Source organism: Novosphingobium sp. KN65.2, from assembly GCF_001368935.1.
GTDB lineage: Bacteria > Pseudomonadota > Alphaproteobacteria > Sphingomonadales > Sphingomonadaceae > Novosphingobium > Novosphingobium mathurense.
Map to the genome: position 1 here is coordinate 1 of NZ_CCBH010000133.1, position 24,699 is coordinate 24,699.

Below are 24,699 nucleotides of genomic sequence, written 5' to 3' on the forward strand. Positions count from 1 at the left end.
ACTCGTCGGATTGGTGCCGATGCTGGATTGTAGCCCTGCGGTGAAATCGGCCGGGATCGTGAAGTCCGCGCCAGCAACATGCAAAGCAAGCACTTCGCCGTCCGTGGGCGTGGTCGTGAAGAAGAACGACCAGATGTACTGTTGCGATGGAGAGTAGCTGTCCCAGTAATCCCCAAACGCATTTATTTCGGTGACGAAGTCTACAAGCGCGGCCACCCACGCCTCCGCCTTTGCCGTAAACGTCGCCGGTGTTTCCGAACGCAGCGGCGGATCGGGAAGCGGAGTGATGTCAGGTGCCGGCATTTACGAGACTCCCAATCCTGCGATAAGTCCGCCCACGGTCCAGAACGTCAGGTCACGCCAGGAACCGAGCGCATGCGCGAAGTGCGGCACGGTGATCTTTTCTTCCTCGGTGATCTCGCGCACGAACCCGCAGGCGAATCCTGCCCATCCGAACGATACAGGGGCAGGCCAGAGCGCGGCCGGCAGGAGCGCGACGAGGGCGGCAAAGACGTGCGCGAACTGGTCGATGAGTTCCTTGCGCATCAGTGGCCAAAGCCCCAAAGGAGCGGCCTGACAGAATCAGTCCAGTCGCCGCCACCGTAACGCTGGAGGTAGACCGTCGCCGACGACAATCCCGGCGTCCCGACAAGCTGAAAGGCGTGGTCGGCACTGTTCCCGGCCGAGCCTATGTTCGTACCCACGTCTGCAAAGAGACATGCGGTGCCGAACATCACCGGCCATGTGATCGTCTGCGTGCCCTCAGTCGTGGTCAGCGCCCCCCCCGTCGCGAATTGCAGATAGTAGGTCGTTCCGCCAATCGGGATGCCGATCGCGTAGCCGTTGGCATTGCTCGTGAAGGTGAGGCCGGATTGTGCGCCCAGCGTTGCGAGAGCGGCAGCTTCGTCTGCATCGTCAAGCACGGTAGCCATGAAGGCCGAAATGCCGTGGATGCCGCTCGTGCTGCTTGAGTGAGACGACACCGCTGCCGAGGCGGTCCCTGCTGCATCGAAAGCGCTGGTATTTGAGGTCGCTGCGCTTCCCAACTCGAGCGTCGTGCGCGCGGCCGATGCATCGGCATCATCGATCAGCGAGCGGCCGAAGGAGGTGAGTGTCGCCAATGCGGCGGCGCTTGCGGTGCTGAAATAGGGCAGCTTGTCCGCAGCGGGCGTCAGGCCACTGTCAGCGATCGTCTTGAGCGCCGCGTCGGCGTATGCCGGTGCCACCGCGATCAGCGCTGCCGTGGCTTCGAGCTGCGCCGTCAACGTCTGCATTTCGGAAACGAACGTCCCGAACCAGGCCACGAAATCATCGGCGCGCTCGATAAACAGATCGGGATCGTCGCTGCGTGAAGGCGCCGTGGGCGGCGACGTGAGATCCTGCAACGGCATCAGGTCAAACCTTCCAATTCCATATTGAGATAGGCCTCGTTGGGATCGGCAAAGTCGATCTCCCAGTCGCGGTAGAAGCCGTAGATCCACGTCGAGGTGATGGATTCGACACCGACGAAAACGACCGCGGTTGCCCGGTAAAGGGCGAGCAGCGCCGCGATAGCGTCGGCCTTGTCTTCCTCGATCACGATCTTGTAGGTCGCCCGCTTCGCGAAGTTGCGCTCGACAATCGTGAAGTCGCCGAACTCGTTGGTTTCCTTGCGGCTGTAGTCGGTGATTCCGATCTTCGAGGGATGGATTAGCACGCCAATGTCGCGGCTCTGGCCAATGACCAGCGATCCAACTTTCGCTGTGTCGCCGGGATCGGAAACGATCACCTGGATCTCGGGATCGGCATTGAGCGGCAGGTCATAAACAGTCAGGTCGCCTTTGCGCACCACCGGTTCGAAGAAATACTCGTACCAGTTGTTGACGCCGCTGTTCGACACGAGATTGAACGTCTCGTTATAGAGTTCGCCATCCTCGACGGTGCGCATGATGATCTGCACCGTGGCCGCAACCATGTTCAGCACTGAAACGCTGTCAGCACGGCCGTCGACCTGCGTCGTCACGTCGATCGTGTCGCCGTTCTGCGTCTGCGACGAGTTCGACTGGTCGAACATCTTGTACCGGTTGGTTGGGCCCAGATCGAGCCACCAGGCCGCGTCCGACAACGAGTGGCCCGTATTGGAAGCCTGCAGCGACTGGTAGGCATGATGCGTCGTACTGGAGATGACGATGTAGTTGACGCCGTAGGTCGAGCCGACATTCCACTCGGCATAGGTTTCGCCGAGGTAGAGCCACCAGATGGTGTCCGTCAGGGCATTCCCGGAGTTGCTGTCCTGCAAGCTCTCGTAGACCTTATAGGTGTACCCATCACCCTGCAGGTCGGACGCGGTATCACCATCATCGTATGACGCGCCGCCCGAGTAGGCCGCAGGCGGCGCCTCCGGCACGTTCGATGCGGTCAGCGTCAGATCGAGGTTGTCGATTGTCGCTGGGCGAATGATGCGCATCAGGAAACGACCTCCACCTGGACCGGCTCGTTACTGTCGGTGCGGATCAGCCAGCCCTCGCCTTCGACACGGCGCAGGGTCCGCTCGACGAACGCGCCCTGGTTCACGAGCCGATCGACGTAGGCGGTCAGCTCATCCTGCATACTGGTGAGGATATCGGCGGTGTTGTTGATCGCATCGATCTGCATCTGGCCGTAGTCGACCTGCGTCTCGGCCGCGAAGATGCCGGCATCGGTCGCGGCGAGGACTTCGCCGAGCGCGCGCCTATAATCGAGATCGGACCCTGCATTGCCCTTGGCCGCCTCGAGATAGGCGCCCGCGTCGCCGCGCAGATTGGCCAGCGCCTCGGCATTGCCGGCCTTGGCCAGCGCGGCCGTGTCGCGAAACTTGGCGGTGAGGTAGGCGAAGCTGTTGGCGATGCCGTCGCCGCCGAGCAGCTCCTGCTTGAAGGCGCGCAGGTCGTCGGCCAGCGGGCCGAACTTGTCGATGATCGCCTGCGCGTCCTCGAGCTGATAGACCATCTCCTGCAAGGGCCGCAGCGATTCCTTCATCGCAGCCAGTTCCTGCAGTCGCGCGAGCGAAACCGCTTCTTCCGAACGGCCAAGCATCTGGAGGATCTGGACTTCCAGCGAGTTACGATCGGCAAGGTCGTCGATGGCCTTCTGCGCCTGGTCATCGATGATCTCCTGCCGCTTGCGGGCGAGCAGTTCCTCGAGGTCGGCATATTCCTGCGCCGACGCGCCGGCCTCGTCGAAGATCTTGCGGAGCCGGTCAAACTCGGTCTGCAGTTCGTCGAGCGCATAGCCGAGCGGATCGCGCAGGCTTTCCAGTTGCTTGAAGACGTTCTCAAAGCTGAGCGCCTTCTCGAGATTCTTCTGCAGGTCGTCGGAAGACTTGAGCAGGTTCTGCGTGCTCGCTCGGATGCCATCGATCGCGCCGCGCTTGATGGCCTCCTGGATGGCATAGGCAATCGCAGCCTCAGCGTCCTGATCAAAGTCGACAGCACCGTTCTTCTTCTTGAGCGAGGTGCCGCCCGTATTCACGCGATAGTCGCCATGGCGCACCCCGACAGAAATCGAACCGAAGTCCCCGACGGTACCGCCGAACGCATCCGCAATATCGGTGAGCGAACCGAAAATGCTGTTGCCCGCAGCAAGCGCGGCACGCTCAGAGGAGTCGCTGTTGCCCTGCGTCGCCGAGACACCCTGCGATGACAGGTCCACGCGGCCCCACTTCACCGACTTGAACAGCCCGCCAATGACGCTGCCAAGGATGCCCCCGGCGATCGAGCCGAGCGGCCCTAGTGCCTTGCCCAGCGTGCCCCCAACCACCTTACCCAGCGCCTTCCCGGCTTCCTTGCCCAGCACACCACCGATGGCCGAGCCAACCTTCTCGCTCGACGACTGTTTGCCGAAGACGGCGCTGCCGGCGATCATGCCAGTGCCGGCGCTCTGCAGGATGCCCGAGAACGTCTTCGCGAAGTCACCGTTGGCCTTGAAGATCTTGCTGACCTCGTCGCCGATGGTGATGGCCACTTCCCGATTGAGCCGGTCGTCATAACGCGTCTGCCCCGTGCCCATGTTGAGCAGCTCGCCGATCGGACCGCCGATCGCGGAAGTCTGTCCGTTAAAGACGCCGAGCAAGGCCCCGATCCCTTGCCCCATGGAACCAAGATTCCCGAGCATGCCGATCAGGTTGCCAATGCTGTCCGCATATGCATCGGCTGCGCGCTTGGCGTCCATGGCAGCCCGCTCATTCTCTTCCCACGCGAACCTGCCATCATTGGCCAGCGCGTCGGTGAATTCCTTCCAGTCTGCCGCCTGGTTGGCTTCGAGCTGCTTCTCCACGGAACTGAGCAGGCCGGTCTGCCACTCGGCAAGGAAGTCCCAGACCTCCTTTTCCTTGTCCGCAGTATCCTTGGCTGCCTTCGTCGCCGCATCCTTGCGCTTGTCGATCAGCTCCTTTGCCTGCGCGAGCAGGCGCGCATTGCGGTTGGCGATCACACGGTCCTCGAAGCGACCGAATGCAGCCATCGCCTCGGATCGGGCCGCATTGTAGGACGACTGGAAGCGAGCGCCCAGCTCCTGCCCGGCGGCGCTGTACTGAAGTTTCAGCCCGCCAAGGTCGATCTTGTTGAGGTGGCCGAAGTCGGTCCCGAAAACGTCGTTGGCCTTGTCCGCCATGGCATTGAGAGCGATGATGCCGGCATTGACCAGGAACTGCAGCCGCTCGATCGAGACGTTGACGGCATAGCGCATCGCATCGCCGACCAGCGCAGGCAGGTTTTCCCAGATATAGCCGATGTTGTCATAGGTTGCCTTGAACGCGCCGTAGACAGAAGCCGTGGCGTTCTTGAACTGGTCATAGAGCCACTTCGCGGCATCGCTGACCCAGCCCTTAAGCGTGCTGAACACATCCTCGAGCCCCAAGGCTTCCTTGATCGTGTCCCATGCCGCCTTCGCGGTATCTCCCAGCGTGACATGCGTGTCGGTGAGCTTCTTGGCCTCCTCATCGGTCAACCCGAGGGTCTTGATGTAGTCCTCGACCGGCGCCTTGTTCTCGAGGATGTCGGTGAATCCCTTGAACGCCACCGACGCCACGCCGATTCCCGCGCCAACGGCAAGCAGGATCGGATGCGCGGCAGCAAACCCTAGCACCATGCTGCCGATCTGCCGGACCAGCCCGCCAACACCGATGCCGGCCTGCGCCATAACGCCTGCGATCTGGGAGCCCTGCTGCAGGAAGACGGTCAGAGGTTTTTGCCCGCCCTGCAAGCCAATGGCCATATCCTGGAACTGGAAGGCGAGGTTCTGGACATGGTGACTGGCAAGACGGGACGTACCGCCGAAACGCGACAGGTTGTCGTTCGCGGATCGCAGGCCGCTGCCCATATTGCCGAGATTGTCGTTGGCGTGCTTGGCATCGTCAGCGATCTGCTTGGAGGCGGCCTTGACCGCACGCTTCGCCTTGTCGAGATCGGCCTGCAACCGGGCGATTTCGGCATAGATTTCGATACCGAGACGGCCTGCGGGGACACCTCCTGCCATTCTCGCCTCCTTCGATCGCCTGGATTAATCGGGCCGGCGGGAACCGACCTTGCGCATGCCACTGAAGACCGCGCGAACCTGACTGTTCACACGGTCGCGGTTGCTCACGATGTCGGCGTGAGCGCCGGCCCACGGCGCCGGGCAATCGGGAGCCCGGGCATCATGGTACTGGTTGATGTAGACCTTGGAGAGGCGGCGGATCTCCCGCGCCTCCCAGGGCTGCAGTGCGATGCCGGTCAGTTCCTGCCACGCGGTCATGTCCCGCCACCCGATAGCATCGTCGCCCATGATGGGCCCGATATCGATCAGCCAGTCGGTGATGTGCGGGGCGGGATTGTCCGGCAGGTGGATCGGCGCGCCCTGCTTGAACAGGGTTTCTCGCCGCGTCGGGTTTAGCCGGGCGTCCTTCTTGTCGCCCTTGCGCTTGTCCGGCGCGGTGTTGAGCCACGCCAGCTGCTGGACGAAGAGCGTCAGTTGCTCTCCGACTGATCCAAAAAAGCGCCCCAATCCTTGCTGTTGGCTTCCATCTGGTCGCGGATGTAGCCGAGCTGCGGATTCTCGTAGATCGCACGGACAAGGGCCTTTGCGCCGGTCTGTCCTTCCGGCAGCGGCATCGCGACGTTCACGAATTCCTCAGTGACGGCGACGAGAAACTCGATCGTGTCCTGCAGGTCGTCCGCGACCGCTTCGATCCGGCCACCATGTTCGCGGACACGGCGCATGCTCTTGCGGCGCTGGCTGGCGTGCGCCACCTCCCAGGTCTTCGACGCAGGCGTATGCATGCGGGCAAAGGCGGGCTTGCCGTCGCCGTCCAGCATGGGCGAGCCATCGGCGTTTTTGATCGCGACCATGCCGATCGTCGGCATCAGCTTCTGCGAGAGATCGATTGCCATGATATTATCCTTTCACGGAAGGGCGTCCGACCCGCCTCCGTGACGGCGGGCCGGACATGAAAAAGCCCGCGCGGGGCGGGCCAAGATTCACGGATCTGATCAGGATCAGGCCGCGGCGACCTCGACGAAGTCATTGCCGGAATCGTCGGCCGTGATCTCGATCGAGATTGTGCCGGCAGTGATCGAGTCGACGTTGCCGGCGTTGATCGGGAAGCTCATCACGAGGCCCTGGAAATAGATGACAGTGCCATCCTGCAAGGTCAGCTCGAACGAGTAGTTCGCATCGCTATCCCGGGCGGCAAGAGCCAGCACCTGGCCTGCATCATCGCGGTCGATCGCGAGCTGAAGCGTAACCGAGCCGGAATTGTATGAGCCCTTCTTCTTCACCGTCGCGCGGGTCGCCAGCGGATTGTGCGTCACAAGATTGTAGACACGGCCAAGGTCGCCATCGATGCTCGTGACTTCGCCGATACCAGTAAAAGTCAGCGCCTCGAAGCCCGCCTGGTTGAAGGTCGCGGGCGCGCCGGCCGAAATGCCGAGAGTGGTCCCGGCCGAAGTAATCGCATTCATCTAACTGCTCCATGCACGAAAAAGCCCGCGCGAAGCGGGCGGGACTTTGCCGGGATTGGCAAACTACTGGGCGATCAGCCTACTCTGCGGGCTCGGCTGCGGGCGCACGCTTGACCAGGCCAACCGCTTCAAAATCGTCGAACTGGGCCGCGGGCAAAGACAGGACCGCGTCTTTCTTTACGGCCCTCGGCTCCTTCTTGCCCCTGATCGCAATCTTAAACCTTCGAAGAGCGACTGCCCTAACCAGCGCTCCCTTCTTCTTCGCGGTCATTCTAGCGCTCCTCGCTGTAGGTGACGCGGAAGTCCTCGCTGCCGAGGTAGATGCTGGCTTCCTCGTTCATGAAGTCCGGGCCGCCGCTGTCGTGGTGGACCGTCACATTGATAAGCCCGGTGACATCGGGAAAGGTGGCATGCGCCGCCTTGATAAGGGCCTTCTGGATCGTGGTCTGGCTGTCATAGTCTACCGCATGGACAGTGCCCTGCACTCGCTCGCGGACGAAAGTCGTCGCTCCCTTCACGAGCGTGCTGCGCGTCGTGGTCGACACACGCCGAAAGGTAATCGCCGGCAAGCTCGTACCCTGCGGCAACGGGCCAGCCATGATCTTCGCAGCAGGGACGAGCGCAGTCAGGGCCGCGTCCGCGATCGCGACTGCCACGAGCGCCGCGCAGCCGTCCATCAGTCCGCCTCGTCAACCGGCACTGCAAAGCCAGTCTTTCCTTCAAGGTAATCGCGAATTTTCGAGGCAAAGGCCTTGATCGCTTCATCTGCTTTTATGTCTAGTGCTGGGCGCATGAACGGGTGGGCAGCGTGCCCGGGATGGAAGACGGCACCGCCGATAAACGCGTCTCGGATCTTCAGCGTATCTGCGCTGGTGCGCTGTCCACGCGGACCATTCATATAGTCGTATCCACCAACGCGGATCAGACCATTATCCATTTTCTTCAGTACGCCGCTCTTTTTCGCACGCTTGTTCAGCGATCGGGTGGTTACTGAGGCGTCGCCAGCGCTGATGAGATGCGGTGCCACACCGTATTCCTGGAATACGCCAATGAACGCATGCGGTGATTTGGGATCAAGACGAACCGTGATCGAGAATGACCCGTCCTGATTCTGTCTCGGCGAACCAGATTTTATGGCCCTAGCCATTTTGCCGGAAGATCGCGATGCGAGCATGCGAGCCTCATCACGAACAACAGCAGCAGCTGCCGTGAGCCCGGCACGATAGGCACCCTTCTGCATGTTCGCCGGCAACGCAGAGAGGAACGCGTCGAGTTCCTTCAGCCCATTGACCGGAAAATCGCGGCTCACTGGTCACCTTCCTGCGTTGTGTCGATCTCGATCGAGCAACCGATGATCCAGGCTGCCAAGAGCATCACTTTTGTGCCCAGCCAGATCCGGAACCGGACCTGCCTTGCGCCGGTCACGACTGCTTTGATGCTGATCTGCTTCATCAGCTTGGGCATCGAGATCTCAGCTTTCACGGTGCTGTCCCTTCGGTTGAATACTCTTCCGCCATCAGTTCCAGACCTTCCCGACGGCCGATTTCAACGGGCCCAGAAATGATCCGCAGCGTCCGGCTGCCGTAGATGATGCGCATGTCGGAGGTGATGTCCTCACGGAACCGGCAGCGAATACGGCACGGCCGGCGCTGTATGGCCATGTTGTCATCGATGCTCTCCGCGCGACTGGGCAGCGTGTCCTGCACCTGCGCCCACATCGTCGCGAAGTTCACCCAGTTCACGGTCTTGCGATTGTGCGCGCCGCCCTGCGTTTCGCTGCGGGACTGGAATGTGATCCGGCGATCCAGATCCCCAGCTGACAAACGCATCAGATCACCACTCCACGGAAACGAGAGCAGAGCTGACGGACACCGAATGGCACCTCTGCCTCGGTCCCCCGATCGGTCACCGCCTCGCGGAACATGTAGAGGTGACCGAGGAACATCCTTGCTGCCTGCAGCAGGCTGGACGGCGCTGCGTCATCCGCATACCCGGCCGTGAATGTGATCTGCACGCCGCCGCCCACGTTCGATGGCCATGAGCCGCCGATTGCTGGCAGCACCTCGTTATGCAGGCCGAGACGATAGTCGGAAAGCGTGCCGTTCACCGTCGCACCATCACCATCGAGCCATTCGATCGCCGTGATGGCCGAGACCGGCCCGACACCCAACTTGATGGACTGGCCGACGCACGGAAAGCGCTCTGCCTTCCAGATCAGGCCGGCCGTCTCCTTCAGGCGAAGCGAGCAATACTGCTCGACGAATTCCAGAGCCGCATCACGCAAGATTGCGATCAAGTCGTCATCATCAGTGATGTCGACCTTCAGCTGCTCCTTGCACGTGGCCAGCGGAAGCAATGCTTCGCCGTACTCGCTGGCATAGGGCGCGTGCAGCAGCTCGAAGATCATGGAAACCTCGTCAGTAGATCCCGGCGCGGCACGTGTCCGCGCCGGGCCTGCTGTTCATGGCTGCCGATCAGGCCTGGTCAGCGACCGGAGCAACTTCAGGGTTGCCCTTGATCACCATGGCAGCGATCGGCGTGCCGGCGCCGTGGGTGCCGCTGAAATCGGCAAGCAACTTCAGGTAGCGCTTGCCCCCCTTGTACCCGTAACGGTAGCTGGCAGCTGCCGCATGGGCCGAAGTCAGCGACTTGATGATGCCGCTGGAAATGCCGGTAACACCGATCATGTCGTCATCGGTGACCGCCGTATAGGTCGAATCGTCGTCCGAGTGCGTCAGCACGAACTCGATCTTGTTCGAGCTAGTGAACGTGATGCCGCCGATACCGATGGCAAGGGCAATTTCGGCCGAGCTGTAACCAAGCAGGTCAACTGCACCCGGGGTATTGTCAGCCGCCAACGAGGCGGCGCCGATCAGCGTCGCCAGAGCGACGTTGGAATGAAGATCACGCATCGAAATTCTCCCGCAGGGGATGAGATACACCGGCGAGGCCGGCTACAGCCCCGGCCGAGACCGGGGCTGCCGTTCAGAAGCTCAAACCGTCAGGTCGAGCACTTGAGGAGCTTGATCGCCTCGTAGTTGGTGACCGCACCGCCGACGCGCTTCGTGGTATAGAAGTGCACGTTCGGCTTGTTGGTGAAGGGATCGCGCAGGACGCGAACGCCCAGTCGATCGGCAATCATATAGCCACGCTGGAAGTTGCCGAAAGCGACAGGGAATTCGTTGGCACCCAGCGCCGGCATGTTGTCGTCGGTGTAGACAGGCTTGCCGATGATGCTCGCCGGCATGTCTGCGGTCGGCGGCGCCCAGAGGTAGTTGCCCTGGCCATCCTTGAACTTGCGGATGGTGCCCAGAACAGCGTCGCTCGTGAGGAACCCGGCACCGTTACGGTATCCAGCCTTCAAGCTGTAGTAGAGGTCGAAGAGCGCATCGGCCGGGTTGGAGGCAGCAAAAGCGGCAGCTCCGCCGGTCACGACAAACCCGAGCTTGCCCCAAGCGTAGCTTGCGTTCGCCACGGTGTCATACGACAGGATGCCCTTCGGCTTGTTGATGCCATTGCCCGAAATGAAGGCCGCGCCTTCCGCCTCGGCGAACTCGATCGAGACCTCTTCGGCGAGCCATGCGGCAACATCAAAAAAGCCATCGTCGAGCGAGCGCTGGGTTGCTGCGGGATTGGCGTAGATCTCGCCGCTGTTGACGACAATCTTCGACAGGGTCGGCGTATCGGTCTCGGGGCGAGCATCTTCCTCGCCCACCCAGCCCGAATTCGTGCCACCCTGGCTGACCAGCGCGGCATATTCCTGTGCCGAGACCATCACCACTCGCGCAAGCCCGCGCATGGCCGAGACCGTGCCGAGTACGCGCGAGATGGTGCGATCCATCTCCTCCGGGACCAGGTATCCGCCGTCCGGATCGTTCTGGGTGGTAAGCCCCGCACGAACCTGCAGGTCCGAAAGCGCCGACTCGTTGACGCCGCGGCGGAACCAGGTGTTGAAGGCCTGCGTGTGCTCGCGCGCTTCAGCGCTGGGCGCGTTGCCGCTACCGCCGCCGATCCGCAGGGCGTTGATCGTTTCCTGCTGCGCTTCGACTGCCTGCGTCAGCTCAGTGACCGAGGCGTTGATGCGATCGACATGCTCGTTGGTGACCACATCCTCGCGACCACTTTCGAGGTCAGCCAGGCGACGGTCATTCTGCTCGCGAAAAGCAGCGAAGGTCCGGTTCAGTTCGGCAATCGTGGCGTTGATGTCGGGAGCATCGGCACGGGCGCGAATGATGCCGCGAATACGCTGGGTAGCATCGGCGGCGCCGGCAGCGCCGAGAACGCCACCCAAGCCGATCATCCCGAGATGGTTGAGCGAATGAGCACTGTGCCCGATCACATCGGCAGCCATAGCCGGCGCGCCGAACAGGGCGAAACAGGCGACTGCGAGAGCCGCCACCAAGTGGAACATCTTCATGTGAGATTCCTCTAGATTTGGAGGGTCGCGATAAGGGCGCGAAGTCCCGTTAGATGGTTGCCTGCATCACGCGCGGCGGGCGAAGTGCTTGCATCACGCTGGGCACCTCCAAGTGCAGCGATCATCTGCTGACGATCCCCGCGAGAAAATCCGGCCCGGGCAAGCGCCGCCTCGGTAGTACGGCGCGCCAACAGGTTGCGATCGATGGAATTGGTTGCCGTCTCACCGGCAGGCTCATCAGCCATTGTGCTGTCAGCAAAGCCGCGACGAATGGCATCCTCGGCACCCATGAAGGTCTCGGCATCCATCAGCGAAACGATTTCGCCGCGCTTGATCCCGGTCCTGGCCTCGTAGATATCCGCCAGGGCACCATCGAAGCCTGCGAACACATCGGCCGCATCGCGGAAATCGTTCTGGTTTCCGACTACAACGCCCCAGGCATTGTGGATCATCATGAACGATCCGACGCCCATGTTGATCGTATCTCCGGCCATCGCGATGATGGAAGCGGCACTGGCCGCAAGGCTGATGACATTGACCGTCACTTTCGCCTTGTGTGCTGCGAGCAGGTTGTAGATCGCGATACCCTCGAACATGTCCCCGCCCGGCGAATTGATGTTCACGGTTACGTCGCGTTCCCCGATCGAGCGCAGCGCGGCGGCGATGCGTTTCGAAGTTACGCCTTCACCGGTCCACCAGTCGGTGCCGATCACGTCATAGATGGAGATCGTGGTCGCATCGTCGCTGGTCGCTGCCTGCGGGCCTTCAGCCCAGCGAGCGAATGCGTCGGAGGGCGCGTCCCACTGGAAATTCTGCGGCCGCTGCGGGCAGCGGGCCTGCGGTAGGTTACGGAGTGACATTGCCGTCTCCAGTCTTGCCAGCCGTATTCGGCGGCGGATAGTAGATGTCGCCGCCTTCGCGGGGATTCTCGTCTTCCTTTGCGAGCACGTCATTCGGGCTCATCACGCCCCACTGCAGGCCCTTCACGTAGGCTTCCCACCTCGTCTTCAGGTCACCGCGCACCAGGGCATTGCGGTTGAAGCGCGCGTAGAGTTCCGGATTTTTCACCCAGTCCAGGCAGTCGAGGCCGATGGCCTCTTCCCATGCCGTGAGGCTATCCTCGAGCGTGTAGCTGACGAAGCCCTGTGACTGGGCATCGATGCCCGTCCCCCAGCTGGTCGACTTCTCGGTGTCCCCGATCATGTGCGGCGGTACACCGAAGAACATGGCGATGTCGCCACGCGAGAACTTGCGCGCTTCCAGCCATTGCGCGTCTTCAGCCGAGAGAGCCATCTGCTGGAACTCGAGGCCGTCCTCGAGAACGATGACCTTCCCCTCTCGTGCCCCGCCCGAGCGGAACTGATCCATTTCGCCGCGGAGCTTCTCGGCCTGTTCTTCGCTGAGCGTCCGACCTGCAGGGAGCTTCAAAGCGCCAGTCACGTTGGCACCGTTGCGGAACACAGTGCCGCCGTGCGATTCCATGGCCAGGGCGATGCCGACCGCTTCGCGCATCATGCCAATGACCGAAAGACCCTTGATGCCGTCGAATGACAATCCCATCAGGTGCAGGATCTCGTCCTGCTTGAACGTCACCTTGGCCCCATTCTTCCGGGTCCAGATGTATTCCATCGTCAGATCGTCAAGTTGGCGTGGCTCGACACGATCTGGATGGAGCGGCGTCAGCGAGGTCACCTGACCTTTGATGTTCCGACCCTTGAAGGCATAGGCATTGCCGCGCAGGAGGACATGGGCCTCCATCATTCGCTTGAACTGCGCCGGCTTCTGCCAGACGTTCGGCCGACGATTGACCACCATCCACATGGGATGATCGGTGGCATCGACACGGGTTCGATCATCTACGCGACGCTTGATACCCAGCGGCATGTTCGCCACGGCACCAGCTCGAATTCGCACACATGCAAACACGGCGGCGACGCGCATCGCCGAATCCGCCGTGACGGACTGGCCTGATGCCGAAACATTACCAAGGCGGAGAGCCTCTTCAAGGTCAGCGGGCGAGTTGATGACAAACTCGGTCGCACCGCCCGACATCGCGCGAGGGGCTGGCGATGGAATTCCACCATTGCCGTCGCGCTCGAGACCGAAGATCTGCGCAAGCCAGCCCATCAGATCACCAGGAAGCCGCGTTCACGATAAGGTGAAACGTTCTTGCCTGCCGCCTCCGGGTTGCGCTCCATCAACTTGACGGCGTCGAACAGCGCGCACAGCGGGTCGATCTTCGCCTTCCCTGCCGCTTCCTTGGTGATGTACACCGCGTTACCTCGCTGCTCGGCCTTGGCGTTACCAACGCACCAGGCCATCATGTCCGTGCCGTCGTGGCGCAGCGTTCCGTCGCGCAACTTGCGCTCCGAACTCCACACCGCCGACGAAAGCTTGAATCCCTGCCCGACCGCGACGAGCTGCTCGTCCGTCAGGCCTTGGCCGACCAGCGCATCGATCAGGCCGCCCACCGCGAGCGGATCGAGACCGACCGCGCCCTTCTCAGGCAGCAGGCCACTTGCGTTCACCTGGGCGACAATCGCCGCCACCTCATCAATATCCTGCGTCGCACTGTCGCATAGCGTCAACGTGCCCTGCTTCTCGAAGTCTAGCAGCCGCGGCGCTACGTCCTTGCGCAGGTCCAGCACGTCCCGCATGGCCCATGCCCGACACCAGGCCAGCCAATTGCCGGTTTCCCGCTCGCGGCCGAGCACAGCAAGTCCGGTCAAGTCGTCCAGCCCGCCGCCATCGATGCCGCAGACTGCGACCTCGCAGCGATCGAGCAGATCTTCCAGCGTTAGTCCCGGTTCCCCAGCGGCAAGCCAGAAGTCTGCACCGCGCCAGCGCTGCGCATGCAGGCCAAGGCCGATCTCGATATTCAGGTGCTGCGACGACCATCGCGCCAGTTCAGCGTCGCCCTTCTCTACCGCCTCGAAGAATTGCGGGCGCAGCAGTTCGATCTGCACCGACCGGCCGAGGTTCGGCAGGACCATCGGCCAGCAAGCCGGGTCCTTCCAAGGCCGCTTCGGATCGGTCTGAAACTCTTCCGGAAACTCGTAAAGGATCGGCAGCACGGTCGCCGCCTCCCCCGTCACCCGGCCATCGCGAACGGCGCGGGCCAGCTGCAACTCTTCCTTGAACACGCCGGCAGGCGGTTCATCCGACTGCGTCGTGATCATGTAGAGGAACGCGCCTGGTCGCGAGACCATGCCGCCCCAGATCTGGCCCAGCACGCGGCTTGCGTAGTGGACCTTGCCGAGAATGTGCAGCTCGTCGACGATCGCCCCCTTCGGGATGCCGCCGGTTGAAACCTTCTCGTCGAAGGTCTGCACCTTGAGCGTCGATTCCGTCACCCGGTCGACGATCGTTTTCAGATGCGCCTTTATGTGAAACCGTTGGCGCAGCACCGGATCGGCGAGGATCATGCCCTCGGCCTGGTTGAAGCCGCGCTGCGCAATCTCCTGCGTCGGGCCGAACAGGTAATATGGCTGCCGTGGCTCCGGGTCCATCAACAGGGCCGTCACGCCGATCGCACCGGCCTTCGTCGTCTTCGAGTTCTTCTTCGGGACCAGCTCGAAGATCTTGCGGACACGGCGGCGGCCGTCCGGCAGTAGCGACCCGAAGAGCGCCGCCACCGTGTCACGCTGCCAATCGCCAGCAGCGATCCGCATCTCGGGCCGGTCCCCGACATCGGGCAGGCGGAGCTTGTTGAAGATCCGCACCGCCCGCGTTGCCATCTCTCGGTCGAGCGGCAAATCAGGGATCAGGCTTCGCCCTTCGCGCAGCCGGTCCTTCCAGTCCGGGCACGCGAAGTTCCATTCGGTCATAGGTCAGTTCGGGAGCGGCTTCCCGCTCTCGCCGTGCAGGAGCGGCCCCCAGCCATCGTCCTCGCGGCCGGCATCCCAGGCAGCATCCCGCCGCTCTTCCTTCACGCCCTTGCGCTTCTTCGGCTTCCCCGGGGCAACCGGCGTCGGCCCAAGCCGTGATTTGTCGAGACGCTTGAGCAGCTTCTCCGTCGCCGAGGTCTTACCGTCGAGCGACTGCTGGTTAAGCCGCTGCAGCAATTCAGCCTCGAGGACGAGACCGGCATGTTGCTTGGCCCGCCGAAGCTCCGGGCTCGAAAAATAGTGCTTCTTCATGGTCGGGATCGAGACCCCGATTGCGGCGGCGCACTCCGCCTCACTGCGACCCATGCCGAACAGCAGGACCAGTTTCTCTAGGTTTTCTGCGGTTGGCGCGTGTTGCGGGCGAGATTTCTGCCCCTTGTTTGCAGGCACGGGATGGCCGAGCAGGTCGAAGGGCAGCCATTGCGGCATGCCATCCTTGCCCGAAACTTCACCGGCCATGAAAAAAATCTCCGAATGGGACGGGTGGCGGTCCTATGGGGCCCAGCCCCCCGAACTTTCGACCACCCCCTACCCCTTGCGCCCTCGCGCAACATCATTACGTCGGCTCGACCGATCCGACCGTCACCGACCTCCGCGCGCCCGCCGCGCCCTCGCCGCCGCCGTCTTGCGGTTGTGGCAGGGCTGGCAGAGCCATTCGAGGTTGGCCGGATCGAGATCGGCGCCGCCATCCTTCCGCTCGACCTTGTGATCGAGGATCAGCCGCGACGTGGTGCCGCACACGGTGCACCACTTGTCGGGCTGCCGTCGTCTCGCCTCGGCCCACTCCTGCGACTGGTAGAACCGGTCTGCCACCTTGGGCATCGCGGCCACCCTTGGCGGCAGGCCGCCCACACGGGGCGGCATGGCCTTGAGCTTGCCCATTACGAAGCACCGAGAACAGAACGGGCGACGAAGGCCGCAGCCCGCGTCGCCCGATCAGGATGGGAGAGGATGTCCGTCAGCACGCATTGGTACCAGCGTACCCAAGGCATACCCTCAATTCTTGCGTAAACGGACACCCTTTATTTGTTTGCGGAATGAAGAATGGGGTTGACACATTGCGCGCCAGAAAGCCGCCACTTTCAGCTAGATGCCGCGCTCAACCTTTGCGCAACTCGCTGGATAGCACGCTCATATGCCTTGCGCATGCCGTCGCTGGTGGTGGCCATCACCTGCCTACGAGCGAGGTTGTACAGCTCGCCACCCATGGACCGGAACACACGATCCCAACCGAAGCCATCGGCGCCAGGCCAGCGCTTCATGACGATGACACGGCCCACCAGTGCACGATGGCCTTCGGGGATCACATCGGCCAGCGGCTTCTCTCCCGTCAGCATTCGCTCGACGAGGTTGGCGCATCGCCGAGTCAGCTGCGGCGACGGTAACGCCTCACTGTCGGCATAATCGGACTGCATGTCCCGCACGATCGACGGCCAGCATGAGCGTGAGCCTGCGGCCAGATAGGAGCGTTCCCTATCTGGCATGGCCCCGAGGTACTCGACTGCCGCCGTCAGCGTGTCCTCGGCTTCCTGCCAGGTAATGACTTCGGTCATATCCCTTGATCCTTTTTCCTGTTTGAACATCTGTTCAGGGACAGAGGGACAGTTAGTGCACCACTCCGCGCACAGGCGCGCACCCGCACATATATCCACCAACCCCGTATAACTGTCCCTACTGTCCCCGACTGTCCCTAAGCCGCAGGAATGCTGGCCTCACGGGCAGGGACAGTTCAGGGACAGAGGGACAGTTGTCCATTCCTGAAATCGACAAAACCGATCAACTAAACTGCATGCCATCGCCCCGCCCGATTGAACAACCTCCAGTGTCCGGCCCAACTGTCCCTTATCCGGCAACTGTCCCTGAAACTGTCCCTGAAACTGTCCCTGCCTCCGCGCCATGCTCACCAGCCCTCCGGCAGGTCCGCGCCGTCCGCATGATGCCCGCCTGCCTCGGCCGCCGCAACAGGGCTCATCGCCGCGTCGTCGGCCTCCTGGTCGCGCTCCAGCGTCGCCCGCTCGGCCTCGGTGCGCAGGCGAATGCCGAGGCGCCATATCACGCCGTTGCTCTTGCTCTTCTCGTGCTGCTTTTCCGCCAGCTTCAGCCCGAACGAGGTGGCCGTCATCACTTTCTCGACGCCGCGCCCTTCGCACGATTCCTTGAAGCTGCGGTAGAGGTCGGACGATAGCGCCTTGGCCCCGCGATCGTTGGTGACGCACCAGTCCAGATACCATTCGTCAAAAGGGTCGGTCGATCTCCGGTACTCGGCTACCGCCCTCCGGCTCGCGCGGGATTCGGGAACGCGGCCTTCTTTCAGCCAGAGCAGCGCGCCCTCGATCGCCCAGTTGAGGATGCCCGGACCTTCGTCCAGCAGGATCTTCTGCAGCACGTGCGGCTGTTCCATCGGCACGCCCATCTTGGCGAACTGGAACGGCCATGGGATCTGCCGCACGCGCCGCCACCAGCCATCGTCGCCGGTATCGACGCGCGGCAGGCCGTTGCACTCGATGATCAGCTTCCAGCGTACCAGGAACTCGATCTCCGCCTCGCGCAGCGCGCGCGCCGTCACCGTGTCGGCGCCGGTCACTTCCTTGATGCGGTTGGCGTTGAACGTGGATCGCTTCGGCGGCTCGGAACAGGTGACCAGGCGGATATCGCCGGAGAGCCGCGCCAGGTCGCTCGAATGATCCGATCCGCCGCGCTGCGGCCCCTGCAGGAACGTGGCGACTTGCGCCCGGCGGTGATAGTCGCCCATCAGCTTGGCGAAGGTGCCCCAGGTCATCGTCTTGCCGTCGCCGCCCGGGCCCTGGTTGAGGTAGAACTGCTGATCGCTGACAAGGCCGGTCAGGCAATAGCCCATCAGTACCTGTAGCTGCCGCCGCTGGTCCTCGTCGGGCTGGATCTGCTCCATGCGCAGGCACCAGCGCGGCGCCTTGGCCTTCGGATCATAGTCGACCTCGGCAAGCCGCGTGATCCGGTCCTCGGGATCGTGCGGCCGATCCTCGACATACCAGCCCTCGGGCCCATGGACAAAGCGCAGCGTCCGGTTGCGGCAGTTGAAGGCGAGTGGGTCGGTGTCGAACTGTTCGGGCGAAACCGCCATCTCGTCGGCCGCCTGCGCCAGCATGCCGCGCGTCTGCGCCGCATTGCCGCTTTTGATCGCCCACTTGTGCAGCCCGACCAGCTTGTCCTTCGCCATTTCGGCCGCGCGCTCCTCGCCCGCCGCCTCGATCATCGACTTGGGCAAGCGCCCGGCGCGAATCTGGTCGCCCAGCGCTTTCACCTCCTCTCGGATTGCGCGGGCGACGTCATGGGCAAGCTGGTTGGCGCGTCGCTCGCCGTCTTCCATTGACCAGCGCCGGCCATCCCACGCGATCCATCCCTTGTCGCGTACGTAGAGCAGCAGGCCACCGCTACGCGCCTTGAGGCGTTCGGCATTGCCGAGATCGTTCATCTCGTACCAGGCAAGCCGCTCGGGATCGGGCGGTGTCATCACAATTACTTCGGCAGTCATCCCCTACCCCCGGCCCAGAGCATCGTTTCAGCAAGGCGCTTGTCGCGCGCGGTGATCTTCTTCGGCGGCGGATTCGCGAATTTCGCCGCCAGCGTGGCATCGCCGGTCGCTTGGGCGGGATCGGCAGCCGCATCGCGCGCCTCTACGGTCCCGCGATACATGAGGTAGGTGGCCTCTCCGGCCCGCATGACATCGGCACCGTGCTTTGCGCACTTCTCGATCCAGCGCACCACCGCGGCGAGCTGGTTGACCTGCAGGCCATCCAGCTTCGCAACCTTGCGGCGCTCCGCCTCCTGCTGGCGCAGCACGGCGATTTCTGCCCTCAGATCGATCAGGAAGGTCACATGCTCGACCAGCATGGCCGCCATTGCCGGATCTTCCAGACCGGCGATCTGCTCGGCCAGCAGCGCATGCGCCATCTCAGCGGCACGCTGTTCGGCAGAAGTCGGCTCGATGGGCTCGCGCATGCCACCCAAAGCCGCCTCGTAGCTTTCGAGCAGCATGTCGCACTCGGCCCGGTCGTCAGGCTTCATGGCCCTGCGCGCGATCAGTTTCCGGATCGTCGCGACATCGTAGCCGACCGCCTTGGCCTCGCCGAACACATCGCGAATATCGTCCGAGATCCCGCGGCGCTCTTCCATCAGGCGCTCGACCCGCTCGACTATCTGGCGCAGCCGATCGTCAGTCACGAGATCACCACGCCATGCCATTCATGGAAGACCTGGGTCCACGGCTCGTAGGTTTCTTCTTCGCCAGTCTCATCATCGATCCGGACGCCGCCCTCAAAATGACGCTCGTCCCGATCCATTTGCACGATGTCGACACTGTCGATCGTGTAGGTCAATTCTGAGCCAAAGGCACCGTAACGCGGTGATTTGAAGACAACAGGCTCATCAGGATCAAGATCCTTCAGGTGCGTCATCAGCTGACCGACTGTCATTGTCCGTGGGCGACGTTCCAACTGCGCATAGTAATTATGAGCCATCACCATCTCCCCTGATCAAGGTCATTGAAATCGCAGCCCATCGGCGGACGGACTGCTTCAACAGTTGTCGCCCCCGCATGCCGCCAGTGCCAGCTCGCCAGTCCGGCGCAGACTTGTGACCGCTCCACCGAGCTGAGCGCCCGCTTCACGGCAGGCGCACCCTTGCGGTCCTGCACCCATCGTGTTTCCGGCTTCATGTCGGCATCGACGCCAAGCACTACACTGCCCGGCTCATCGACCAGGAACGGGGGCGCATCCGAATCGCCCGCGATGCACCACGTCGCCAGCGCATGATGCGTGCCAACGCCTGCCGCGCCGCCCTGCAGGTTGAGCAAAGAAAGCGTCGCGCAGCCCAATCGGGCATCAGGCCGCCGCGCCATCAGCGACAAGGTCGATTCCAGCCCTTCGGCAACCAGCATCGGGCCACTCTCGATCTGATCGAGAAGAGCGATCAGCTGGGCCGCCACTTCGCCATCGCGATTCAGGGCTTTCGCCGGCAGCAGAACCGCGCCCCGCTTCGAAGATCCCCAGAACATGCGCCGCGGCGGATGGACCATCTGCCCGGTGCGCCTGTCGCGGTACGGCTCGAAATAGGCTTTGCTCCGGCCATCTGCGGACAGAAATGTCAGGTGCACCCCCGTCATCCGCAACGCCCGCTCGGTTCGGCCGCCCGTCACCCGCAGGAATGGTGTGATCAACGCCGGCGCCGTTCGACGCGCATCGCCCGGCCCTTCCCACGGCCGCCACAACGCAGCCGGGCAACGTGGGTGAAACCGGATCACGTCCAGCGCGCCCGATGCATCAGGATCGATGCCTCGCGATCGCAGCCACGCTTCGGCGATCGTGCCGCGGGCCGGTCCCGCCGATTGCCAAACGGCGGCAGCCGCCCCGCGTCCGTCAACGTACTTACTGCTTCCCCGCTCACGCTTCGCTTCGCGCTGCACTGCCGCAGACGCCTGCGCCAGACCTGCGTCGCCTTCCAGCGCGGTCAGCGCATCAGGAAAGGTCATCCCGTCGTGCTGCATCTTGAACCGGATCGCATCGCCATGGGCGCCGCAGCCGAAGCAGTGATAAAACCCCTTCTCCTCCACGACCGAAAACGAAGGCGATCGCTCATTATGGAAGGGACAGAGCCCAACATACTCGCGGCCGGCGCGGCGCAACTTCACTACGCGGCCGATCAGGCTCGAAAGCGATATCCGATCCTTGATCGCCGCGACACGTTCGGCTGTTCGTGAACGAAAATCTGCGGGCGCGTTCATGCGACTGCACTGAACATGTCGCCCGTATCGGGGCGAGCTTCGGCCACATTTCGCACGGCCTGCGCGAAGTAGGACGGCTTCAGTTCGATGCCGACGCCTCGCCGGCCCATGCAAACGGCACTGTAAACTTCACTGCCAATGCCGAGGAACGGTGTCAGCACCGTGTCGCCGGGGTTGCTCCACAGGTCGATGCAACGCTCGATTACGTCCAGCTGCAACGGCGATATATGCTGTTCGTCCTTCGCATCCCGCGCCGACCGGTACTGCAACGTGCGAGTCTGGTTGATGTCCATCCAGACAGGCGATGCGTAGCGCTGCCAGACCTCGATCGAATACCAATTTCGCCCATCGTTCGGCGTCGTAAACTTCGAACGATCTGGCTCATCTGTTCCGACATATCGATCGAAGCACTCGGCAATCGGCTCAGGATTGTCGCCCGGCTTGCGGAAGCTGACGATGTAATCGGCAAGCCCTTGCCCCGAAAGCGCACTGTCCTTCACAACCTGCTTGTGCAGCAGCCGGATCGACTTCGTACGTTGTTGGGCAACGACAGGATCTTTCCAGATGCAGACTTCGCTATGAAAGATCCACCCGGCCGCCTCGTAAGCCCGGATTACTTCGCCCCGGAAATCGCGCATGCCAATATGACCATTGCGGATCTTCGAAGTTGGCAGCTGCATGACGTGCACCGAATGCAGTCGGCCAGGCATCGTTACGCGAAGCATCTCCTGAATCAGGAATGCATAGTGCTCCCAGAATTGATCGCCCTCACTGTTCGACATGTCGCGATCGAAGGCGCTGAACTTGTACAGGCCTTCGAACGGGGGCGAATGGATACCATAGTGGATGCTGTCGCCCGGAAGCGCGCGAATGACCTCGCAGCTGTCGCCTTGGTAGAGCGCGTAATTGTCGGCGAGAACCTGATCGATGCACTTGATCGGCATGCTCATGCGGCCTCCTGCATGGATGAAAGGAACGATGGCAGCGCGATCGGCTGCATCGGCTGATAGTCCGGCCGCTCGCGCACCATGCCGCGCACAGCTTCGCTCGACAGATCGGACATGTGGCGCACCATTGCTGCGGCCATCCGTTCGGCGTCGGCTTCCTTGCGTCGGATATTGGCGACGATCGCGCCCTCGATTTCGCTGGAGATCACATGCGCAATGACCGGGCTTGCCTGCCCAAAGCGCCAGAACCGCCGCACCGCCTGGTAGAACTGCTCGAAGCTGTCGCTCAGACCGACAAACCCGGTATCAGCACAGTGCTGCCAGTTCATCCCGAACCCGGCGACGCCCGGCTTGGTGACCAGCACGCGAGTACGGCCCTCACTGAAATCGAGAAGCTTACGCTCCTTCACGTCATCACTGTCGCTGCCGCGCGTCTCCACGGCACCAGGGATCATCCTGGTGAGCAATTCGCTTTCGGCATTGAGATTGCACCACCAGACGAACGGCCGATCGCTCGGCGTAATGCTCGCTGCCAGCTCACAGCGCGGGACCACGCTCTCCCGCCTGGCCGAAATGCGCTCCTGCAGCGTCGCCGCCTGCATTGGGAACATCGTGCCACCGGGTTGCGGCGAATAGTCGACCGGTACGATGTGCGGCACATATGTCAGCGGCGGCAGGTCGTACCCATCATCGCAATAGCCCAGATCCGAAGGCTTGCGCAGCATCACGGCCCATGTCGCCATCCATCGCCAGAACTCGTTTTCCGCATGGCCCTTCAAGCGCCACTTCTGCGTGTCGCCACCATCGTGAATGAAGAACGTGGCCAGCATGTCGGTGTAGGACAGCACCCCCAGGAATTCGGCGTGGTTGCCCAGTTCCATGAAATCGTTCGGAGCTGGAGTCGCCGTGGCGGCAAGACGAAAGGGGATTGCCCTGCACGCCGCGATCAGCATGGACCGATAGTGCCCGGTCACGTTCTTCAGGATGCTGCTTTCATCAAGGATGACCGCACCGAAGCGGGAGAGATCAAAGTGATCCAGTTTCTGATAATTGGTGATCGCGATCCCTTCGCCGGCATCGTCCTGCGATCCGGCGAGATGCGCAGGGATACCGAACTTCTCGGCCTCCCGGACCATCTGCGCCGACACCGCAAGCGGTGCCAGATGCAGGATGCTCTTGCCGGTCGCGTCGTGAATCGCCTGCGCCCAGGACAATTCCATCAGGGACTTGCCAAGCCCTGTGCCAGCGAAGAGCGCGGCCCGCCCGCGGCGCAAGGCCCAACGCACGATGTCTCGCTGGTGAGGGAACAGGCACTCCGGCAACCGCAGCCGGTCAATGTCGACCAGCCCTGTTGCAGGATCGCAGATCGCCTTACGTTCTAGGAAAGCGGCATAATTCATGGCCGGGCCTCCACCATCAGGCGGAATTCCTCAAACGTCCTTGCAGCACCAACTATGCATGGTGCCAACCGCTGCCATGCCTCCATGACGACAGGGTCCCGCAATTCCCGACTGAAGAACACGCGGCCAAGATTGATGGCCGAAGAGTGATCGCGATTGCCGATCAGATCCCCAGTCGCTGGCCACGAGTTACCTCGCGCCTTCAACAGGACCGTCGCCAAGGCGCGCGCCCTGATGAACGGACGAGCGCGCGAACGGGATACGACACTGCCCGGCATCATGCCGGTCAGGTGCTCGACCACCTTGATCAGGCCTTCGGGATCACCTGGACCGACCCTGCCCGGAGGACGCCCCATCGGCCGCCCCTGACGGAGCTCGATTGCCTTCGCCTCAGGCACCCGGGTGTTGATCGATTCCAGAAGGGCAGCCATCTTGCGACTGCGTTCCTTGCGCTTTTCAGCTTCGACCGAGATCCTTGACTGCCGTTCGGCCGCTATCATGACCTGCGGCACGAAGGCCCGCTCCCACGCCACGAAGTCGAAGCGGTCGTAGTCTTCCGCCTCACCGACTTCGTGCTTGGCGTTCTGCCGGGTAACGTGTTCCATCCGCTGATCGCGCATGGCGGCGATTTCCTCGCGCGATGGCGCATGCTCTGGCCCAAAACGATCAATCACTCGCGCGCGCACGGTCGAATCGTCGCGAATGTAGCGGATCAGCCTTTGCGCGTAGGACCGTGGCGACGAGATCACGTCCGCATCGTGGCGAAAGCCGCTTGTTGCGAACCATTCAACCCGGCCATTTCCGCCTTGAATATCCGGCAGCGCCTTCACGACACCGCCTCGGCCACAGCCGCATCAAACTCACCGCAACCCGGCCCAGGCAAACCCGGATCGTTCGGATCGACGAAGTCCTGCCAAGGCACCCAGCCTTGCGGACAGTCGAACCCCCAGTCGCGGACCTTGGGTCCGGTCATGAACAAGGTAATCGCCCGATCGCCGACCAGCTCGACGCGATGCAAGGCCTCGGCAGGACGGCTCGCCACATCGCCGGGCTGACGCAGAAACTGCCCGTCAGGCGTATGCTCGATGTACTGGCCCTGCAGGATAACTGAAGTGCTCGCCCACGGATGATCGTGCAGCGCGCGATCCTCGTCGCTACCGCGAAACTCGTGGAGGTAGACATTGCAGAACGGGTTGCGCGGGATCACCCACCAACGCCGCAGGTAGTTCGTACCGATCTCGAAATCAGCGGGTCGGGATGCCATCAATCCGGCAGCCCAGGTCTGCATTTGTTCAAGCGATGCGTTGAACATGAAATCCCCCATCCGTGCGCAG

General features: G+C 62.5%; 29 protein-coding genes and 1 pseudogene. All 30 read right to left on the reverse strand.

From position 1 onward, the window contains the following. The coding region (locus tag SPHV1_RS05075; RefSeq protein WP_054944959.1) for a hypothetical protein at window positions 1-303 on the reverse strand (303 nt) is incomplete at its 3' end. Next, entirely contained in the window at window positions 304-546 is a 243-nt protein-coding gene (locus SPHV1_RS05080) for a hypothetical protein (RefSeq protein WP_054944960.1), read from the reverse strand. Beyond that, window positions 546-1,391 (reverse strand): hypothetical protein, encoded by an 846-nt coding sequence (locus SPHV1_RS05085; RefSeq protein WP_054944961.1) that lies wholly within the window; start codon window positions 1,389-1,391, stop codon window positions 546-548. Before SPHV1_RS05085 ends, SPHV1_RS05080 begins: the two co-directional genes overlap by 1 nt. Next, complete coding sequence (locus SPHV1_RS05090) at window positions 1,391-2,446, reverse strand: hypothetical protein (protein ID WP_054944962.1); 1,056 nt, start codon at window positions 2,444-2,446, stop codon at window positions 1,391-1,393. Before SPHV1_RS05090 ends, SPHV1_RS05085 begins: the two co-directional genes overlap by 1 nt. Further along, window positions 2,446-5,493 carry a phage tail length tape measure family protein gene (locus SPHV1_RS05095; RefSeq protein WP_054944963.1) on the reverse strand — a complete coding sequence of 1,016 codons (3,048 nt, stop codon included), beginning with the start codon at window positions 5,491-5,493 and terminating at the stop codon, window positions 2,446-2,448. The genes SPHV1_RS05090 and SPHV1_RS05095 overlap by 1 nt, the downstream gene beginning before the upstream one ends. Before the next feature lie 24 nt (window positions 5,494-5,517). Next, window positions 5,518-6,000 (reverse strand): hypothetical protein, encoded by a 483-nt coding sequence (locus SPHV1_RS05100; protein WP_054944964.1) that lies wholly within the window; start codon window positions 5,998-6,000, stop codon window positions 5,518-5,520. Beyond that, window positions 5,964-6,386: a hypothetical protein gene (locus SPHV1_RS05105; protein ID WP_054944965.1), complete on the reverse strand. Its 423-nt coding sequence runs from the start codon at window positions 6,384-6,386 to the stop codon at window positions 5,964-5,966. Before SPHV1_RS05105 ends, SPHV1_RS05100 begins: the two co-directional genes overlap by 37 nt. 105 nt (window positions 6,387-6,491) lie before the next feature. Further along, a complete protein-coding gene (locus tag SPHV1_RS05110) occupies window positions 6,492-6,956 on the reverse strand; it encodes a hypothetical protein (protein WP_054944966.1) in 465 nt (154 codons plus the stop codon). A 79-nt stretch (window positions 6,957-7,035) separates the two neighbouring features. Then, on the reverse strand, window positions 7,036-7,227 hold the full coding sequence (locus SPHV1_RS05115) for a hypothetical protein (protein WP_054944967.1): 192 nt from the start codon (window positions 7,225-7,227) through the stop codon (window positions 7,036-7,038). Window position 7,228: 1 nt separating this feature from the next. After that, window positions 7,229-7,633 carry a DUF3168 domain-containing protein gene (locus SPHV1_RS05120; RefSeq protein WP_054944968.1) on the reverse strand — a complete coding sequence of 135 codons (405 nt, stop codon included), beginning with the start codon at window positions 7,631-7,633 and terminating at the stop codon, window positions 7,229-7,231. After that, the gene (locus SPHV1_RS05125) at window positions 7,633-8,265 is read right to left on the reverse strand and encodes an HK97-gp10 family putative phage morphogenesis protein (protein ID WP_054944969.1); all 633 of its coding nucleotides are present in this window, start codon (window positions 8,263-8,265) and stop codon (window positions 7,633-7,635) included. The genes SPHV1_RS05120 and SPHV1_RS05125 overlap by 1 nt, the downstream gene beginning before the upstream one ends. Continuing rightward, on the reverse strand, window positions 8,262-8,438 hold the full coding sequence (locus SPHV1_RS24875; protein WP_156367252.1) for a hypothetical protein: 177 nt from the start codon (window positions 8,436-8,438) through the stop codon (window positions 8,262-8,264). Before SPHV1_RS24875 ends, SPHV1_RS05125 begins: the two co-directional genes overlap by 4 nt. Beyond that, on the reverse strand, window positions 8,435-8,785 hold the full coding sequence (locus SPHV1_RS05130; protein ID WP_054944970.1) for a phage head closure protein: 351 nt from the start codon (window positions 8,783-8,785) through the stop codon (window positions 8,435-8,437). Before SPHV1_RS05130 ends, SPHV1_RS24875 begins: the two co-directional genes overlap by 4 nt. Then, complete coding sequence (locus SPHV1_RS05135; protein WP_054944971.1) at window positions 8,785-9,363, reverse strand: head-tail connector protein; 579 nt, start codon at window positions 9,361-9,363, stop codon at window positions 8,785-8,787. Before SPHV1_RS05135 ends, SPHV1_RS05130 begins: the two co-directional genes overlap by 1 nt. A gap of 67 nt (window positions 9,364-9,430) precedes the next feature. Next, window positions 9,431-9,868, reverse strand: coding sequence for a hypothetical protein (locus SPHV1_RS05140; RefSeq protein ID WP_054944972.1), 438 nt, complete (start codon window positions 9,866-9,868; stop codon window positions 9,431-9,433). A gap of 89 nt (window positions 9,869-9,957) precedes the next feature. Continuing rightward, a complete protein-coding gene (locus SPHV1_RS05145) occupies window positions 9,958-11,373 on the reverse strand; it encodes a phage major capsid protein (protein ID WP_082430838.1) in 1,416 nt (471 codons plus the stop codon). A gap of 11 nt (window positions 11,374-11,384) precedes the next feature. Next, window positions 11,385-12,233, reverse strand: a complete 849-nt coding sequence (locus tag SPHV1_RS05150) for a head maturation protease, ClpP-related (protein ID WP_054944973.1) — start codon at window positions 12,231-12,233, stop codon at window positions 11,385-11,387. After that, window positions 12,220-13,500 (reverse strand): phage portal protein, encoded by a 1,281-nt coding sequence (locus tag SPHV1_RS05155; RefSeq protein ID WP_054944974.1) that lies wholly within the window; start codon window positions 13,498-13,500, stop codon window positions 12,220-12,222. Before SPHV1_RS05155 ends, SPHV1_RS05150 begins: the two co-directional genes overlap by 14 nt. Further along, window positions 13,500-15,200, reverse strand: a complete 1,701-nt coding sequence (locus SPHV1_RS05160; protein WP_054944975.1) for a terminase large subunit — start codon at window positions 15,198-15,200, stop codon at window positions 13,500-13,502. Before SPHV1_RS05160 ends, SPHV1_RS05155 begins: the two co-directional genes overlap by 1 nt. Before the next feature lie 3 nt (window positions 15,201-15,203). Next, entirely contained in the window at window positions 15,204-15,719 is a 516-nt protein-coding gene (locus SPHV1_RS05165; protein WP_054944976.1) for a histidine phosphatase family protein, read from the reverse strand. Between the two features lie 123 nt (window positions 15,720-15,842). Then, window positions 15,843-16,124, reverse strand: coding sequence for an HNH endonuclease signature motif containing protein (locus SPHV1_RS05170; protein WP_231634529.1), 282 nt, complete (start codon window positions 16,122-16,124; stop codon window positions 15,843-15,845). A 218-nt stretch (window positions 16,125-16,342) separates the two neighbouring features. After that, window positions 16,343-16,813: a hypothetical protein gene (locus SPHV1_RS05175; RefSeq protein WP_156367253.1), complete on the reverse strand. Its 471-nt coding sequence runs from the start codon at window positions 16,811-16,813 to the stop codon at window positions 16,343-16,345. 347 nt (window positions 16,814-17,160) lie between these two features. Then, window positions 17,161-18,771, reverse strand: a complete 1,611-nt coding sequence (locus SPHV1_RS05180; RefSeq protein WP_054944979.1) for a phage/plasmid primase, P4 family — start codon at window positions 18,769-18,771, stop codon at window positions 17,161-17,163. A gap of 470 nt (window positions 18,772-19,241) precedes the next feature. Then, window positions 19,242-19,481, reverse strand: a pseudogene (locus tag SPHV1_RS25690) (DUF2312 domain-containing protein); the annotation flags it as partial. Beyond that, window positions 19,457-19,756: a hypothetical protein gene (locus SPHV1_RS05190; RefSeq protein WP_156367254.1), complete on the reverse strand. Its 300-nt coding sequence runs from the start codon at window positions 19,754-19,756 to the stop codon at window positions 19,457-19,459. The gene SPHV1_RS05190 and the pseudogene SPHV1_RS25690, both read right to left, overlap by 25 nt. After that, window positions 19,756-21,018 carry a CHC2 zinc finger domain-containing protein gene (locus SPHV1_RS26115; protein ID WP_054944981.1) on the reverse strand — a complete coding sequence of 421 codons (1,263 nt, stop codon included), beginning with the start codon at window positions 21,016-21,018 and terminating at the stop codon, window positions 19,756-19,758. The genes SPHV1_RS05190 and SPHV1_RS26115 overlap by 1 nt, the downstream gene beginning before the upstream one ends. Continuing rightward, window positions 21,015-21,968, reverse strand: coding sequence for a DNA methyltransferase (locus SPHV1_RS05200; RefSeq protein WP_197277649.1), 954 nt, complete (start codon window positions 21,966-21,968; stop codon window positions 21,015-21,017). Before SPHV1_RS05200 ends, SPHV1_RS26115 begins: the two co-directional genes overlap by 4 nt. Next, window positions 21,965-23,365, reverse strand: coding sequence for a DEAD/DEAH box helicase (locus tag SPHV1_RS05205; RefSeq protein ID WP_054944982.1), 1,401 nt, complete (start codon window positions 23,363-23,365; stop codon window positions 21,965-21,967). Before SPHV1_RS05205 ends, SPHV1_RS05200 begins: the two co-directional genes overlap by 4 nt. Continuing rightward, window positions 23,362-24,195 (reverse strand): hypothetical protein, encoded by an 834-nt coding sequence (locus tag SPHV1_RS05210; protein WP_054944983.1) that lies wholly within the window; start codon window positions 24,193-24,195, stop codon window positions 23,362-23,364. The genes SPHV1_RS05205 and SPHV1_RS05210 overlap by 4 nt, the downstream gene beginning before the upstream one ends. Beyond that, window positions 24,192-24,629 carry a hypothetical protein gene (locus tag SPHV1_RS05215; RefSeq protein WP_231634530.1) on the reverse strand — a complete coding sequence of 146 codons (438 nt, stop codon included), beginning with the start codon at window positions 24,627-24,629 and terminating at the stop codon, window positions 24,192-24,194. Before SPHV1_RS05215 ends, SPHV1_RS05210 begins: the two co-directional genes overlap by 4 nt. Window positions 24,630-24,699: the final 70 nt, after the last annotated feature.

Excerpts from the sequence above, each read along its gene's own strand:
- SPHV1_RS05090 (WP_054944962.1), bottom strand. The coding sequence starts at position 2,446 with ATGCGCATCATTCGCCCAGCGACAATCGACAACCTCGATCTGACGCTG.
- SPHV1_RS26115 (WP_054944981.1), bottom strand. The coding sequence starts at position 21,018 with ATGAACGCGCCCGCAGATTTTCGTTCACGAACAGCCGAACGTGTCGCG.
- SPHV1_RS05190 (WP_156367254.1), bottom strand. The coding sequence starts at position 19,756 with ATGGCTCATAATTACTATGCGCAGTTGGAACGTCGCCCACGGACAATG.
- SPHV1_RS05110 (WP_054944966.1), bottom strand. The coding sequence starts at position 6,956 with ATGAATGCGATTACTTCGGCCGGGACCACTCTCGGCATTTCGGCCGGC.
- SPHV1_RS05160 (WP_054944975.1), bottom strand. The coding sequence starts at position 15,200 with ATGACCGAATGGAACTTCGCGTGCCCGGACTGGAAGGACCGGCTGCGC.
- SPHV1_RS05085 (WP_054944961.1), bottom strand. The coding sequence starts at position 1,391 with ATGCCGTTGCAGGATCTCACGTCGCCGCCCACGGCGCCTTCACGCAGC.
- SPHV1_RS05115 (WP_054944967.1), bottom strand. The coding sequence starts at position 7,227 with ATGACCGCGAAGAAGAAGGGAGCGCTGGTTAGGGCAGTCGCTCTTCGA.
- SPHV1_RS05095 (WP_054944963.1), bottom strand. The coding sequence starts at position 5,493 with ATGGCAGGAGGTGTCCCCGCAGGCCGTCTCGGTATCGAAATCTATGCC.
- SPHV1_RS05120 (WP_054944968.1), bottom strand. The coding sequence starts at position 7,633 with ATGGACGGCTGCGCGGCGCTCGTGGCAGTCGCGATCGCGGACGCGGCC.
- SPHV1_RS05205 (WP_054944982.1), bottom strand. The coding sequence starts at position 23,365 with ATGAATTATGCCGCTTTCCTAGAACGTAAGGCGATCTGCGATCCTGCA.
- SPHV1_RS05175 (WP_156367253.1), bottom strand. The coding sequence starts at position 16,813 with ATGACCGAAGTCATTACCTGGCAGGAAGCCGAGGACACGCTGACGGCG.
- SPHV1_RS05165 (WP_054944976.1), bottom strand. The coding sequence starts at position 15,719 with ATGGCCGGTGAAGTTTCGGGCAAGGATGGCATGCCGCAATGGCTGCCC.
- SPHV1_RS05105 (WP_054944965.1), bottom strand. The coding sequence starts at position 6,386 with ATGGCAATCGATCTCTCGCAGAAGCTGATGCCGACGATCGGCATGGTC.
- SPHV1_RS05140 (WP_054944972.1), bottom strand. The coding sequence starts at position 9,868 with ATGCGTGATCTTCATTCCAACGTCGCTCTGGCGACGCTGATCGGCGCC.
- SPHV1_RS05135 (WP_054944971.1), bottom strand. The coding sequence starts at position 9,363 with ATGATCTTCGAGCTGCTGCACGCGCCCTATGCCAGCGAGTACGGCGAA.
- SPHV1_RS05130 (WP_054944970.1), bottom strand. The coding sequence starts at position 8,785 with ATGCGTTTGTCAGCTGGGGATCTGGATCGCCGGATCACATTCCAGTCC.
- SPHV1_RS05180 (WP_054944979.1), bottom strand. The coding sequence starts at position 18,771 with ATGACTGCCGAAGTAATTGTGATGACACCGCCCGATCCCGAGCGGCTT.
- SPHV1_RS05080 (WP_054944960.1), bottom strand. The coding sequence starts at position 546 with ATGCGCAAGGAACTCATCGACCAGTTCGCGCACGTCTTTGCCGCCCTC.
- SPHV1_RS05150 (WP_054944973.1), bottom strand. The coding sequence starts at position 12,233 with ATGTCACTCCGTAACCTACCGCAGGCCCGCTGCCCGCAGCGGCCGCAG.
- SPHV1_RS05145 (WP_082430838.1), bottom strand. The coding sequence starts at position 11,373 with ATGAAGATGTTCCACTTGGTGGCGGCTCTCGCAGTCGCCTGTTTCGCC.
- SPHV1_RS05200 (WP_197277649.1), bottom strand. The coding sequence starts at position 21,968 with ATGAGCATGCCGATCAAGTGCATCGATCAGGTTCTCGCCGACAATTAC.
- SPHV1_RS05215 (WP_231634530.1), bottom strand. The coding sequence starts at position 24,629 with ATGGCATCCCGACCCGCTGATTTCGAGATCGGTACGAACTACCTGCGG.
- SPHV1_RS05170 (WP_231634529.1), bottom strand. The coding sequence starts at position 16,124 with ATGCCGCCCCGTGTGGGCGGCCTGCCGCCAAGGGTGGCCGCGATGCCC.
- SPHV1_RS05155 (WP_054944974.1), bottom strand. The coding sequence starts at position 13,500 with ATGGGCTGGCTTGCGCAGATCTTCGGTCTCGAGCGCGACGGCAATGGT.